The 14648-nt window shown below is 67.0% G+C and carries 10 protein-coding genes; 9 read left to right on the plus strand and 1 reads right to left on the minus strand.

Translation table 11 applies throughout. From position 1 onward, the window contains the following. Window positions 1–12 precede the first annotated feature (12 nt). From F6W70_RS13480 to F6W70_RS13495, 4 genes are read left to right on the plus strand one after another with little or no spacing between them, the layout of a single operon-like run. Window positions 13–987 (plus strand): carbohydrate ABC transporter permease, encoded by a 975-nt coding sequence (locus tag F6W70_RS13480; RefSeq protein ID WP_017828170.1) that lies wholly within the window; start codon window positions 13–15, stop codon window positions 985–987. Next, window positions 984–1817 carry a carbohydrate ABC transporter permease gene (locus F6W70_RS13485; protein ID WP_017828171.1) on the plus strand — a complete coding sequence of 278 codons (834 nt, stop codon included), beginning with the start codon at window positions 984–986 and terminating at the stop codon, window positions 1815–1817. Before F6W70_RS13480 ends, F6W70_RS13485 begins: the two co-directional genes overlap by 4 nt. Continuing rightward, window positions 1814–3331, plus strand: a complete 1518-nt coding sequence (locus F6W70_RS13490) for a glycoside hydrolase family 3 protein (protein WP_151486989.1) — start codon at window positions 1814–1816, stop codon at window positions 3329–3331. The genes F6W70_RS13485 and F6W70_RS13490 overlap by 4 nt, the downstream gene beginning before the upstream one ends. 14 nt (window positions 3332–3345) lie before the next feature. Beyond that, window positions 3346–4212 (plus strand): MurR/RpiR family transcriptional regulator, encoded by an 867-nt coding sequence (locus F6W70_RS13495; RefSeq protein ID WP_055870098.1) that lies wholly within the window; start codon window positions 3346–3348, stop codon window positions 4210–4212. 29 nt (window positions 4213–4241) lie between these two features. Here the strand turns inward: F6W70_RS13495 and F6W70_RS13500 are convergent, their stop codons facing one another. Then, window positions 4242–5162 (minus strand): sugar kinase, encoded by a 921-nt coding sequence (locus F6W70_RS13500; RefSeq protein WP_151486990.1) that lies wholly within the window; start codon window positions 5160–5162, stop codon window positions 4242–4244. Between the two features lie 163 nt (window positions 5163–5325). Here F6W70_RS13500 and F6W70_RS13505 point away from each other — a divergent pair, with 163 nt between their 5' ends. The 5 genes from F6W70_RS13505 to rpoB all read left to right on the plus strand — a co-directional run bounded on the left by F6W70_RS13505 (window position 5326) and on the right by rpoB (window position 14599). Further along, the gene (locus F6W70_RS13505; RefSeq protein ID WP_151486991.1) at window positions 5326–6999 is read left to right on the plus strand and encodes an ABC transporter substrate-binding protein; all 1674 of its coding nucleotides are present in this window, start codon (window positions 5326–5328) and stop codon (window positions 6997–6999) included. Window positions 7000–7086: 87 nt separating this feature from the next. Beyond that, window positions 7087–8091: an ABC transporter permease gene (locus tag F6W70_RS13510; protein WP_017828176.1), complete on the plus strand. Its 1005-nt coding sequence runs from the start codon at window positions 7087–7089 to the stop codon at window positions 8089–8091. A gap of 34 nt (window positions 8092–8125) precedes the next feature. After that, the gene (locus F6W70_RS13515; RefSeq protein WP_151486992.1) at window positions 8126–9091 is read left to right on the plus strand and encodes an ABC transporter permease; all 966 of its coding nucleotides are present in this window, start codon (window positions 8126–8128) and stop codon (window positions 9089–9091) included. Next, window positions 9088–10794 carry an ABC transporter ATP-binding protein gene (locus F6W70_RS13520; RefSeq protein ID WP_082524382.1) on the plus strand — a complete coding sequence of 569 codons (1707 nt, stop codon included), beginning with the start codon at window positions 9088–9090 and terminating at the stop codon, window positions 10792–10794. Before F6W70_RS13515 ends, F6W70_RS13520 begins: the two co-directional genes overlap by 4 nt. Before the next feature lie 301 nt (window positions 10795–11095). Then, complete coding sequence (rpoB, locus tag F6W70_RS13525; protein WP_055870115.1) at window positions 11096–14599, plus strand: DNA-directed RNA polymerase subunit beta; 3504 nt, start codon at window positions 11096–11098, stop codon at window positions 14597–14599. Window positions 14600–14648 lie beyond the last annotated feature (49 nt).

A 14648-nucleotide genomic window follows, 5' to 3' on the forward strand; every position in this document is an offset into this window, starting at 1 on the left:
AGCACTCCTTCCATGTCGATGGTGCAAGCGCCACTGCCGGCCACGAAGGCGGAGTCCACCTCCGCCTCCGTGGCCGGCGGCCGGAAGCGACGCGGTCTCTCGATCGTCGCGGCCCGCCCCTGGCTCCTTCTCGCGCCCGGGCTGGCCATCCTCGCGGTGCTCATGCTCTGGCCGCTCATCCAGGTGTTCATCTACTCGCTGCAGGACTACGGCCTGCGCGAGATCAACACCGGGGAGAACAACTGGATCGGTCTCGACAACTACGTCGAGGCGCTCACCAACCCGACTCTCTGGACGGTGGTGCTGCCCAACACGGTCGGCTTCGCCGCCGTGGCGGTGTTCGTCACCGTCGCCGTGGGCACGCTCGTGGCTCTGCTGCTCGCGCGTCTGGGCACCACCTGGCGCGTCATCGTCTCCAGCTGCATCATGGTCGCCTGGGCGATGCCCGCCGTGACCGGCACCTACGTCTGGACATTCATCTTCGATGCCGACCGCGGCATCTTCAACGCCGTGCTGCGTGACCTCGGTCTCATGGACGACCCGGTCAACTGGTTCACGAACCAGTGGTCGTTCTACGCCATCGTGCTCCTGAACGTGGTGCACCACGGATTCCCGTTCGTCGCCATCACCGTGCTCGCGGGACTGCTCGGCGTCTCGAAGGAGATGCTCGAGGCTGCAGCCCTCGACGGCGCCGGCGCCTGGCGCCGATTCTGGAAGATCATCTTCCCCACGCTCAAGCCCGTCTTCTCGGTCGTGATCATCCTGTCGACGATCTGGGACTTCAAGGTCTTCGCCCAGGTGTACCTGATGCCCGGCGGCGGCGGTGGCAACCGTCAGGTGCTGAACCTCGGCGTCTGGTCGTACGTGGAGTCCTTCGGTCAGAACCGCTACGGCTTCGGCGCGGCGCTCGCCGTGCTGCTCACGCTCGTCCTGATCGGCATCACGATCGTCTACATCCGCTCCCTCATGAAGGAGGACGAGCTGTGAACCCGCGCCCGAGGCTCCGCTCCCGCATCGGAATCGGAATCGCGGTCGCCGCGGTCCTGATCTTCACGCTGTTCCCCGTCTACTGGATGGTCTCCAGTGCCTTCGACGGCAAGGCCTCCAGCGGTGGGCAGTCGCTGCTCCCGCAGGAGTTCACGTGGGACAACTTCGCGTTCGTGCTCACCGACGGCGGATTCGGCACGTACCTGCGCAACTCGGCGATCGTGGCGCTGGTCACCGTGCTCGTGAGTGCGCTCGTGTGTCTGCTCGCCGCCGTCGCCGTCGCACGGTTCAAGTTCAAGTTCCGCACCACGATCCTGATGATGATCCTGATCGTGCAGATGGTGCCGCTCGAGGCGCTCGTCATCCCGCTGTTCCTGCAGGTCAAGAGCCTGGGGCTGCTCAACAGCATCCTCGGCCTGATGGTCGTCTACGTCGCACTGTCGCTCGCCTTCGGGATCTGGATGCTGCGCGGCTTCGTGGCCGCCGTCCCGGTCGAGCTCGAAGAGGCCGCGTACATCGACGGTGCGAGCTGGTGGCGCATGTTCCGCTCGGTGCTGCTGCCGCTCGTCATGCCCGGCCTCGTGGCGACCAGCATCTTCAGCTTCATCACGGCGTGGAACGAGTTCATCTTCGCGATGACGATCCTCGGCGCTCAGACCGACCAGTACACGGTCTCGATCGGTCTGAAGTCGTTCTTCGGACTGCACTCCAACGACTGGGGCAGCATCATGGCCGCGTCGACCATCATCACCGTCCCCGTCATGATCTTCTTCGTGCTGGTGCAGCGCAAGCTCGCCTCCGGCATGGTGGCAGGAGCGGTGAAGGGATGACCGACGACCTCGAACGTCTCGCCAACGGCGTGCTGTGGCCGGGCTTCTTCGGCACGGAAGCGCCCCAGTGGCTGCGTGACGAACTGCGTGAGGGCCTGGCCGGAGTCGTGTACTTCGGGCAGAACGTCGGCGAGGGGCTTCCGGCTCTCAGCGCCGCGATCCTCGACGCGAACCCCGACGCACTGATCGGCATCGACGAAGAGGGCGGCAGCGTCACCCGGCTCGAGTCGGCCACCGGATCGACCGTCCCCGGAGCCGCCCAGCTCGGTCTGCTCGACGACCTCGTCGCCTCCGAGAAGACCGGTGCGGAGCTGGCCAGACGTGTGCGGGCGGTCGGCGCCAATGTGGTGCTCGGTCCGGTCGCCGACGTCAACACCGACCCCCGCAACCCGGTGATCGGCGTGCGGGCGTTCGGCGATGACGAGGCGCTGGTCTCCCGGCACGTGGTCGCGACGATCGACGGCATCCAGGACGGGGCGGTCGCCGCCTGCGTCAAGCACTTCCCCGGCCACGGCGACACCCACATGGATTCGCATCACTCGCTCCCCGAGATCACGCTCGATCTCGAGGAGTTCGAGCGGGTGCACCTGGAGCCCTTCCGCGCGGCGATCGACGCCGGAGTGGACGCCGTCATGACCGCGCACATCGTCGTCCCGGCGTGGGGGGAGCAGCCCGCGACGCTCAACCCGCGGGTGCTCGGCATGCTGCGCGACTGGGGCTACGACGGCGTCATCATCACCGACGCGCTCGACATGGCCGCGATCCGAGAGACGGTGGGACTCGGTGGGGGAGCAGCCCTGGCACTCGCAGCCGGAGCAGACCTCCTCTGCATCGGGAACCCCACCAACCCCGGTGATGCCGCTCTTCCCGATCAGGATGAGCAGGACTTCCGTGCGGCCAGAGACGGCATCATCGCCGCGCTGCGTGACGGTTCGCTCTCCCGGGCGCGCGTCGAGGAGGCCGCCGGCCGGGTCGCGGCTCTCGCGACCAAGCTCCGTGCGGCAGCCGCTGCCGCCGACGAGGAGGAGCCGACGGACGACTTCGACGCGGCCGAGATCGTGCGCCGTGTGGTGACGATCTCCGGCGGCGCCCTCGAGACGGCATCCGAGCTCGCCGTGATCGATGCGCGTCGCCGATCGACGCTCGCCGTCGACAGCGCCGGTTCCTACGTCGCGAGCGCGCTCGCGGAGGAGGGGCTGCGCGTGCGCCTCGACGTGGCATCCGCACCGGAGTCCGAACAGGATCGTGTGCTCGACGAGGTCACGGCAGGGGCAGGGACCACCGTGCTCCTGATCGATCGGCCCGACACGGATGCCGCGCAGCGTGCGCTCGTCGAACGCGCTGCTGTGCGTGATCCCCGCGCCGTCGTCGTCAACGTGGGTCTTCCCACTGTGAGTCCGTTGCCGCTGCCGACCGTGGAGGTCGCCGCAGCCAGTAGGCTCGGTGCGCAGACGGCGCGTGAAGCACTCCTGGGGTGCTTCACTGTGCAGCAGAGGATGACCAGCGCCGGCTGAGACAGGGATCCCTCATGGACGATGACGTTCTCGCTCGGGTGCGACGCTCGCTCCCCAAGGTGAGCGCTGCCGAGGCGCGCGTCGCGGAGACGATCCTGGGAGACCCGACACTCGTCGTCGATCTGGCCATCAACGATCTCGCCCAGCTCTGCCACACCTCGCTCTCGACGGTCGCCCGCTATGCCCAGTCACTCGGGTACAGCGGATACCGCGAGCTGCGGGTGGCTGTGGCACGTGCGGTCACGCTGGAACAGGCGCAGCAGGCCCGGTTCGGTCTCGACACCACGGCGATCGACCCCGACGACGGTCCGACGGCGATCGCCGCCAAGCTCGCCGCGCAGGAGATCGACGCGATCGAGAAGACGGCGCTCGCCCTCGATGCGGTCGCCCTCGACAGGGTCGCGCGTGCGGTGGTCGACGCCCGTCACATCGATCTCTTCGGACAGGCGGCGTCATCACTGACGGCTCAGGATCTGCTGCTGAAGCTGTCGCGCATCGGCTGCTCGGTCTCGCACTCGTCGGACCCGCACCTCGCGGTCACCACGGCCTCGCTGCGCACTGCGGACGATGTGGCGATCGCGTTCTCCCACGGCGGCGAGACGGCCGAGACTCTGCGCGCGCTCGAGGTCGCCCGCGATGCCGGCGCCCTCGCAGTGGCGGTCACCAGCGCCCCCGACTCGCCGTTGGCGCTGGCGGCGGATGTCGTGCTGCTCACGCATGCGCACGAATCCCCGTTCCGGATGGCCGCGATGTCGAGCCGCATCGCTCAGCTCGCCCTCGTCGACGTGCTGTTCGTGCGCGTCGTGCAGCACCGCGGCGAGCCGGTCGCGGTCTCGCTGCAACGGACCCACGACGCGGTCCCCGCGCGCCGCCGCACCTGACCTTCCGGATTCTCCGTCCGGCCGGGGCGTCAGTCGACGTGGTCGCGGGTGCTGACCAGCGCGCGCGTCGCGATGCGGTGCCCGCGCGCGAGGCTTCCCGTGAGCGACAGGCCGGTGAGGATGCCGGCGAGGAAGCCGGCCGCGAAGGCGTCTCCTGCTCCGATCGTCTCCACCACGGGGGCGTCGAGGGCGTCGCTGTCGGCGGTCTCCGTGCCGTCGAAGGCGACCGCACCATTCGGGTCGGTCACGAGCAGGTACCGTGGCCGGGGGAACAGCGAGCGCAGCCGGTGCGGGTCGCTCGTTCCGAAGACGACCTCCGCATCGGTGCGGGTGCAGAACACGATGTCCGCGCGACCAGCGAAATCGGAGACGATCGTCCGACCCTCCTCTTCGCGGCCTCGCCAGAGCGCGGGTCGCCAGTTCAGGTCGAAGCTGAGCAGCCGGTCGGGGTGCCGTTGCGTGAACAGGGCCTCCTGCGCAGCGAGCGCCGAGGCAGACAGCGCGGGGGTGATCCCCGAGGTGTGCACGAGCGCCGCTTCGGCGAGAAGAGCGGATGCCACGGGCGTGGTCAAGGTCTGCGGCGAGATCGCCGCAGCGGCCGAGCCGGCGCGGTAGTAGTGCATGGTTCCGTCGACCGCGCCGTCGTCTCGAGCCGAGAGCTCCTTCACATACAGGCCGGTGGGCGCATCTCCGTCGACCTCGACCGCGGAGTCGTCGACGCCGTGGTCGCGCAGCTCGGCGGTGAGGAAGCGTCCGAAGCCGTCGTCTCCCACCCGGGAGAGGACCGAGGTGCGGATGCCCGCCGATGCCAGGGCGATCGCGGTGTTCCACTCGGCCCCTGCCAGGGAGCGGTGGAAGGTCCGGCATCCCTCGAGAGGACCGGCGGTGGCGGCGACGAGGGCGACCATGCCCTCGCCGAAGCAGACGGCGAGCGGGGTGGTGTCGGGCACGATCTGGACACTACCGGATCGATGTCTGTCGCGCCGATATCGGATTGCAACCTGGATGCGTTTGGCATCTGAGGATCTGCTGGGTACCGTCGAGTCATCACCGTCCCCGAGGCGAAGAAGCCTCGGGACGCGCAATGAAGCGCCCGACAGGGAAGGTCACACAATGCACCAATCAGTCAAGCGTCGGCGAGGACTCATCGCCGTAACCGGAGCCACGATCGCGGCGCTCGCCCTCGCGGGCTGCGTCGCCAGCGAGCGTGGCGATGAAGGGTCCGAAGGCTCGGGCGACGTCGACGGGACATTCGTCTTCGCCGCCTCCTCCGACCCGGCGAGCCTCGACCCCGCCTTCGCTCAGGACGGCGAGAGCTTCCGCGTCTCGCGTCAGATCTTCGAAGGCCTCGTCGGCACCGAACCCGGCACCGCGGACCCTGCGCCGCTGCTCGCCGAGTCGTGGGAGTCGTCGGAGGACGGCATGTCCCACACCTTCGCGCTGAAGGAGGACGTCACGTTCCAGGACGGAACGCCGTTCAACGCCGAAGCCGTCTGCGTGAACTTCGACCGCTGGTTCAACTGGACCGGCCTCGCCGCGTCCGAGGCGTTCGGCTACTACTACAACAAGCTCTTCAAGGGGTACGCCTCCAACCCGGCCGACGCCGTGTACAAGTCCTGCACCCCTGACGGCGACTACTCGGTCACGATCGACCTCAACAAGCCGTTCGCCGGCTTCGTCGCCTCCCTCTCGCTCCCGTCCTTCTCGATGCAGAGCCCTTCGGCGATGCAGGAGTTCGGTGCGGACGAGGTCAGCGGCTCGGCGGAGTCCCCGCAGCTGTCCGAGTACGCGATGGGTCACCCGGTCGGTACCGGTCCCTACGCGTTCGACGAGTGGGCACCGGGCGAGCAGGTCACGCTCAAGGCCTACGACGGCTACTGGGGCGACGCCGGACAGATCGACGAGATCATCTTCCGCACGATCGACGACCCGACCGCTCGCCGTCAGGCGCTCGAATCCGGCTCGATCGACGGGTACGACCTTGTCGGACCGGCCGACACCAAGGCCCTCGAAGACGACGGCTTCACGATGGTGTCGCGCCCGCCGTTCACGATCCTCTACCTCGCCTTCAACCAGGCGGTCCCGGAGCTGCAGGACCCGAAGGTCCGTGAGGCTCTGTCCTACGCGGTCGACAAGGACGCGCTGATCAGCCAGGTGCTCCCTGAGGGCACCCAGAAGGCGATCGAGTTCGTGCCCGAGGCCGTCAACGGCTACAACCCCGATGTCACGACCTACGACTACGACCCGGAGAAGGCCAAGGCGCTGCTGGCCGAGGCCGGGTACACCGAGGCGAACCCGTTGAAGCTCACCTTCAACTACCCGGTCAACGTCTCGCGTCCCTACATGCCGGACCCCGAGCAGATCTTCACGGTGCTCTCGTCCCAGCTGTCCGAGGTCGGCGTCGAGACCACCCCGGTCTCGGAGGAGTGGGTCGAATACCTCGACCGCACCACCGGCACCGCGGATCACGGCATCCACCTGCTCGGCTGGACCGGCGACTACAACGACACCGACAACTTCGTCGGCGTCTTCTTCGGCCAGCAGAGCTCCGAGTGGGGCTTCGACAACCCCGAGCTGTTCCAGAAGCTGAACGAGGCGCGCGGCGTCTCCAACCTCGAGGAGCAGACGGCGCTGTACGAGGAGATCAACGAGATGGTCGCCCAGTTCATCCCTGGAGTCCCGCTCGCGCACCCGGCGCCGACCCTGGCGTTCGACCCGCGCGTGAAGAGCTACCCCGCCAGCCCGGTGAACGACGAGGTCTTCACGGACATCGTCCTCACCAAGTAGGCCTGACCACTTGATATGTCGACCCCCGGTCCCGCGCATTCGGCGGGACCGGGGGAACGGCGTACCTTCTGATCGACGGAGATCTTCGTGCTGCGCACCATCGGCAGGCGACTGCTGTTCCTCATTCCCACCCTGTTCGGGCTCAGCATCCTGCTGTTCGCCTGGGTCAGGGCCCTCCCCGGCGGCCCCGCGGTCGCCCTGCTCGGCGAGAAGGCCACGCCAGAGGCTGTCGCGAGAGTCAACGAGCTCTACGGCTTCGACAAGCCCCTCATCGAGCAGTACTTCATCTGGATCGGACGCCTTCTCCAGGGAGACTTCGGCACCTCGATCCAGACCAACAGGCCGGTGACGGAGGAGTTCCTCCGCCGGTTCCCCGCGACGCTGGAGCTGAGCGTCATGGCGCTCATCTTCGCCGTCGGCATCGGCATCCCGCTCGGGTACTGGGCGGCTCGCCGTCACGGCAAGTTCACCGACCACGCCTCGGTCGTGCTGAGCCTGATCGGCATCACCATCCCGGTGTTCTTCCTCGCGTTCATCCTGAAGTACGTCTTCGCGGTGCAGCTGGGATGGCTGCCTTCGGACGGACGCCAGAATCCACGAATAGATGCCACCCATCCCACCGGGTTCTATGTGTGGGACGGCATCATCACCGGAGAGTTCGATGCCGCATGGGATGCGATCCTGCATCTGATCCTGCCGGCGCTCGCGCTGGGCACCATCCCACTTGCGATCATCGTCCGCATCACCAGGGCGAGTGTCCTGGAGGTGCAGAACGCGGACTACGTGCGCACGGGTCGGGCGAAGGGCGTCGGGTCGCCGACGCTGCGCAACCGCTTCATCCTGCGAAACGCCATGCTCCCGGTGATCACCACGATCGGCCTGCAGACGGGGCTGCTGATCTCGGGGGCGGTGCTCACCGAGACGGTGTTCGCCTTCCCGGGCATCGGCTCGTTCCTGGCGAGAGCCATCTTCACCAGGGACTTCCCCGTCCTCCAAGGGTTCATCATCTTCATCGCGATCGCCTACGCGTTGATCAACCTGGCGGTGGACGTCTCCTACAGCTTCATCGATCCGAGAGTGAGGGTGCAGTGATGTCACTCCCCACCGTGCGAAAGGAGGCGGTCGTATGAGCATCGCCCTCCCGCCCGCCCAGGGCCCTTCGGCAGAGAGCGTCGGCAGCATCGACACCGTCGCGATCGCCCAGGCCGATCTGAAGAACGGTTCCGGCGGATTCTGGCGGGACGTGTTCCGTCGCCTCCGTCGCAATCCGACAGCGTGGATCGGCGCGGCCATCGTCGTGGCCTTCCTGCTCATCGCAGCCCTCGCGCCCCTGCTCGCTCCCTATCCGGAGACGGCGCTGCCGGGTGCGAAGTACATCACGCCCACCTACATCCCGGGTCCGGGAGAGCTGCCGCAGTTCCCTCTGGGCCTGGACCGCTTCGGCGGCGACGTGCTGTCCAAGCTCATCTGGGGCGCGCAGGCGTCGCTCATGATCGGCGTCATCTCCACCGCGATGGGTCTGGTCGGGGGCATGATCCTTGGCCTGCTCGCCGGCACGTTCGGCGGATGGGTGGACACCCTCATCATGCGCATCGTCGACATCATCCTGTCGGTGCCGAATCTTCTGCTCGCGGTGTCGATCGCCGCGATCCTCGGTCAGACCCCGTTCGCGATCATGATCGCGATCGGGGCATCGCAGGTGCCGATCTTCGCTCGCCTGCTGCGCGCGTCGATGCTGCAGCAGCGTTCGAGCGACTACGTGCTCTCCGCGCAGACCCTCGGTCTCGGTCGCGGCAAGATCACCATGTCGCATGTGCTGCCCAACGCCATCGGTCCGGTGATCGTGCAGGGGACCCTGACGCTGGCCACCGCCGTCATCGATGCGGCGGCCCTGTCGTTCCTCGGTCTCGGCGGCGGACGCCCGGAGACGGCGGAGTGGGGCCGCATGCTCACCTACGCGCAGTCCGAGCTGGCCATCGCGCCGTGGCTCGCCTTCCTCCCCGGTATCTGCATCGCGGTCACCGCGCTCGGCTTCACCCTGCTGGGTGAGGCGCTGCGCGAGGCGATGGATCCCCGGACGAGGGCACGATGAACGCGCGGGAAGACGGCGCCGTGAGCGCCGCGAAGGAGAAGCAGATGTCGACCGAACCGCTGTTGTCGGTCCAGGGGCTGGCCGTGGACTTCGCCACCATGGACGGTGTCGTGCACGCCGTGGAGGGCGTGGACCTCGAGATCCGCCCCGGCGAGACCGTCGCGATCGTGGGGGAGTCCGGCTCGGGCAAGTCCACCACCGCGATGGCGATCATCGGACTGCTCGCCGGGGGCGGCAAGATCGCCTCCGGCAGCATCCGCCTCGACGGGAAGGAGATCTCGCGCGCGTCGGAGCATGAGATGCGCGCGATCCGCGGTCGTGACATCGGTCTCGTGCCGCAGGACCCGATGTCCAACCTGAACCCGGTCGCGAAGATCGGCACCCAGGTGGCGGAGACGCTGCTCGCGCACGGCCTCGCCACACGGCAGAACGTGCAGACCAAGGTGGTCGAGGCCCTGACCGCCGCGGGCCTTCCCGACCCGGCGCGACGTGCGAAGCAGTATCCGCACGAGTTCTCCGGCGGCATGCGTCAGCGCGCGCTCATCGCGATCGGGCTGGCGTGCAAGCCCCGACTGCTGATCGCCGACGAGCCCACGAGCGCCCTCGACGTCACGGTGCAGCAGACGATCCTCGACCAGATCGGGCAGATGACTCGCGAGCTGGGAACGGCCGTGCTGCTCATCACACACGACCTGGGGCTCGCGGCAGAGCGTGCGGAGCGTGTGATCGTTATGCATCGCGGCAAGGTGGTCGAGCAGGGCGATGCCCGGCAGATCCTGGAGGACCCGCAGCATCCGTACACGCAGTCGCTCGTGAAGGCGGCCCCCTCGGTCGCCGCGGCCCGCCTGCAGCCGGAGGCGTTCCGCGTGCAGGAGAGGGCAGCGGAGGCGAGCACCGTCGCCGAGACGGCTCCCGCCGACAACATCGTCGAGATCGAGAACCTCACCAAGGTGTATCCGGTGCGCGGACGCGGGGAGGACTTCGTGGCCGTCGACGACGTGTCGCTGGTGATCCCGCGCGGCGAGACCGTGGCGATCGTGGGCGAGTCCGGCTCGGGCAAGACCACGACGGCACGGATGCTGCTCAAGGTGATCGAGCCGACCAGCGGGCTGATCCGCTACGAGGGCAAGGACATCGCGTCGCTGACTCGGGCGGAGACGAAGGAGTTCCGGCAGCAGGTGCAGCCGATCTTCCAGGATCCGTACTCGAGCCTGAACCCGATGTTCACGATCGAGCGCCTGATCGCCGAACCGTTGGAGTTCTACAAGAGGGGAAGTGGCGCCGACCGACGCAGGCGCGTGCGTCAGCTGCTGGATGACGTGGCTCTGCCGCAGTCGATGCTGCGTCGGTACCCGTCCGAGCTGTCCGGTGGGCAGCGGCAGCGCGTCGCGATCGCCCGTGCCCTCGCCCTCTCGCCCGATCTGATCGTGTGCGACGAACCGGTGTCGGCGCTCGATGTGCTCGTGCAGGACCAGATCCTGAAGCTGCTCGGCGACCTGCAGAGCGAGTACGGGTTGAGCTATCTGTTCATCTCGCACGACCTCGCGGTGGTGCGACTGATCAGCGACTACGTGTGCGTGATGAAGGACGGCAAGCTCGTCGAGGCCGCCACCTCGGAGGAGATCTTCACGAACCCCCGCGACCCGTACACCCGGCGTCTGCTGGCGTCGATTCCCGGCAACGAGCTGGGCATCGCCTCCTGACGACGGTCGTCCGCCGAGACCCACCCCGCTCGTCGAGACCCATCTCCGCAGTCGTCTGCGGGGGTGGGTCTCGACACAGAAGGTGGGTCTCGGCGTCCCCGCAGGGGCACTCATACCGCAGCTTCCGAGATTGGTCAAGGACTGCGCTTGCCATGTCGCAGAATCGTGCGTATAGTAGGTAGTTGCGCTCGCTTCTCCCTGCCCTCATATGGTGGTCGGCATCTGTTGAGTTCCCGGGCGCACACTCCACCTGACGACAAAGGAATCGAGAAGCCCTGCGGGGCTCACGGAGGTTATTCCCTTGGCTGCTGCTCGCAACGCATCCACATCCACCACCACCAAGAACGGACGCGGAGCATCCCGTCTTTCGTTCGCCAAGATCTCCGACACGCTGACGGTCCCTGACCTTCTCGCCCTGCAGACCGAATCCTTCGGTTGGCTGGTCGGCAACGACGCCTGGAAGGCGCGCGTGGCCGAGGCCAAGAAGCAGGGTCGCACCGACGTCAACGAGAACAGCGGTCTGGGCGAGATCTTCGAGGAGATCTCTCCTATCGAGGACCTCGGCGAGACGATGCAGCTGTCGTTCACGAACCCCTACCTCGAGCCGGAGAAGTACTCGATCGAGGAGTGCAAGGAGCGTGGCAAGACCTACGCCGCTCCGCTGTACGTCGAGGCCGAGTTCATGAACCACCTCACGGGTGAGATCAAGACCCAGACGGTCTTCATGGGCGACTTCCCGCTGCAGACCGACAAGGGCACGTTCATCATCAACGGCTCTGAGCGAGTCGTCGTGTCGCAGCTCGTGCGCTCGCCGGGTGTCTACTTCGACAAGACCCCCGACAAGACGAGTGACAAGGACATCGTGTCGGCTCGCGTCATCCCGAGCCGTGGAGCATGGCTCGAGTTCGAGATCGACAAGCGCGACCAGGTGGGCGTGCGCGTCGACCGCAAGCGCAAGCAGTCGGTCACGGTCTTCCTCAAGGCGCTGGGCATGACCAGCGAGGAGATCCTCGCCGAGTTCGCCGGCTACACCTCGATCGAGGAGACGCTCGCGAAGGACACGATCGTCACCAAGGAAGATGCGCTCCGCGACATCTACCGCAAGCTCCGTCCGGGCGAGCAGGTCGCTGCCGAGGCCGCGCGCGCGCTGCTGGACAACTTCTACTTCAACCCGAAGCGCTACGACCTGGCCAAGGTCGGTCGCTACAAGATCAACCACAAGCTGGGCCTGGACCAGCCGCTGAACTCTTCGGTGCTGACCGTCGAGGACATCGTGGCCACGATCAAGTACCTCGTGCGTCTGCACGCCGGTACCGAGGAGACCTTCACGGGCATCCGCGGTGGCAAGAAGGCCGAGATCCGTCTCGCGACCGACGACATCGACAACTTCGGCAACCGTCGCATCCGCGCGGTCGGCGAGCTGATCCAGAACCAGGTCCGCACCGGTCTGTCCCGCATGGAGCGCGTCGTCCGCGAGCGCATGACCACGCAGGACATCGAGGCGATCACCCCGCAGACCCTGATCAACGTGCGCCCCGTCGTCGCCGCGATCAAGGAGTTCTTCGGAACGTCGCAGCTGTCGCAGTTCATGGACCAGAACAACCCGCTCGCGGGTCTGACGAACAAGCGTCGTCTGTCCGCGCTCGGCCCCGGTGGTCTCTCGCGTGACCGCGCCGGCGTCGAGGTCCGTGACGTCCACCCCTCGCACTACGGCCGCATGTGCCCGATCGAGACTCCTGAAGGCCCGAACATCGGTCTGATCGGTGCTCTCGCGACCTTCGCGCGCATCAACTCGTTCGGTTTCATCGAGACCCCGTACCGCAAGGTCGAGGGTGGCGTCGTCACCGACCAGATCGACTACCTGACCGCTTCCGAAGAGGTCGACTTCAACATCGCGCAGGCCAACGCCCCGCTCGATGCCAAGGGTCGCTTCATCGAGAGCCACGTCCTGGCCCGTCCCAAGGGCGGTAGCGGTGAGGTCGACATGTTCCTCCCGGAGGACATCGGCTACATCGACGTCTCGCCGCGCCAGATGGTGTCGGTCGCGACCTCGCTCGTGCCCTTCCTCGAGCACGACGACGCACAGCGCGCCCTCATGGGTGCCAACATGCAGCGTCAGGCTGTGCCGCTGCTGCGCAGCGACTCGCCGCTCGTCGGAACCGGTATGGAGGGCTACACGGCCATCGACGCCGGTGACGTCATCACCGCCGAGAAGGCCGGTGTCGTCTCCGAGGTCTCCGCAGACCGCGTCGTCGTCATGCTCGACGAGGGCGGAACGCAGGAGTACCACCTCCGCAAGTTCGACCGCTCGAACCAGGGCACGTCTTACAACCAGAAGGTCGTCGTCAACGCCGGTGAGCGCGTCGAGGTCGGAGAGGTCATCGCCGATGGCCCCGCCACCGAGAACGGTGAGCTGGCCCTCGGAAAGAACCTCCTCGTCGCCTTCATGACGTGGGAGGGCTACAACTTCGAGGACGCGATCATCCTGAGCCAGGACCTGGTGAAGGACGACACCCTCTCCTCGATCCACATCGAGGAGTACGAGGTCGATGCTCGCGACACCAAGCTCGGCAAGGAGGAGATCACCCGTGACCTCCCCAACGTCAGCCCGGAGCTGCTGAAGGACCTCGACGAGCGCGGCATCATCCGCATCGGTGCCGAGGTCCGCCCCGGCGACATCCTCGTCGGCAAGGTCACGCCGAAGGGTGAGACCGAGCTGTCGGCCGAGGAGCGTCTGCTCCGCGCGATCTTCAACGAGAAGAGCCGCGAGGTCCGCGACACGTCCCTGAAGGTGCCTCACGGCGAGCAGGGAACGATCATCGCGGTCAAGGAGTTCAACGCCGAGGACGGCGACGACGAGCTCGGCTCTGGCGTCAACCGCCGCGTCGTGGTCTACATCGCTCAGAAGCGCAAGATCACCGAGGGTGACAAGCTCGCCGGCCGTCACGGCAACAAGGGTGTCATCGCGAAGATCCTCCCGATCGAGGACATGCCGTTCATGGCGGACGGCACCCCGGTCGACATCGTGCTCAACCCGCTCGGTATCCCCGGTCGAATGAACTTCGGTCAGGTCCTCGAGACCCACCTCGGGTGGATCGCGAAGCAGGGCTGGAAGGTCGAGGGCACCCCGGAGTGGGCATCCCGTCTGCCGGAGCAGGCCTTCGAGGCAGCTCCCGGCACGAAGGTCGCCACCCCGGTGTTCGACGGTGCGAGCGAGGAGGAGATCGCAGGTCTCCTCGACGCGACCATCCCGACCCGCGACGGTGTGCGTCTGATCGACTCCACCGGAAAGGCCCAGATGTTCGACGGCCGCTCCGGCGAGCCGTTCCCGGCGCCGATCTCGGTGGGCTACATGTACATCCTGAAGCTGCACCACCTGGTCGACGACAAGATCCACGCACGCTCCACGGGTCCGTACTCGATGATCACCCAGCAGCCGCTCGGTGGTAAGGCGCAGTTCGGTGGACAGCGCTTCGGTGAGATGGAGGTGTGGGCCCTCGAGGCCTACGGCGCCGCATACGCGCTCCAGGAGCTCCTCACGATCAAGTCCGACGACATCCTCGGCCGCGTCAAGGTGTACGAGGCGATCGTCAAGGGCGAGAACATCCAGGAGCCCGGCATCCCCGAGTCCTTCAAGGTGCTCATGAAGGAGATGCAGTCGCTCTGCCTGAACGTCGAGGTCCTCTCGGCCGACGGCACGCTGGTGAACCTCCGCGACACCGACGATGAGGCGTTCCGCGCCGCAGAAGAGCTCGGTATCAACATCTCCAGCCGCTTCGAGGCCGCCTCGATCGACGAGATCTAATCCGCAGGTGTGCCCGGGATCCAACTCCCGGGCACACCCCAGCAGACTT

This window comes from Microbacterium maritypicum, from assembly GCF_008868125.1.
GTDB lineage: Bacteria > Actinomycetota > Actinomycetes > Actinomycetales > Microbacteriaceae > Microbacterium > Microbacterium maritypicum.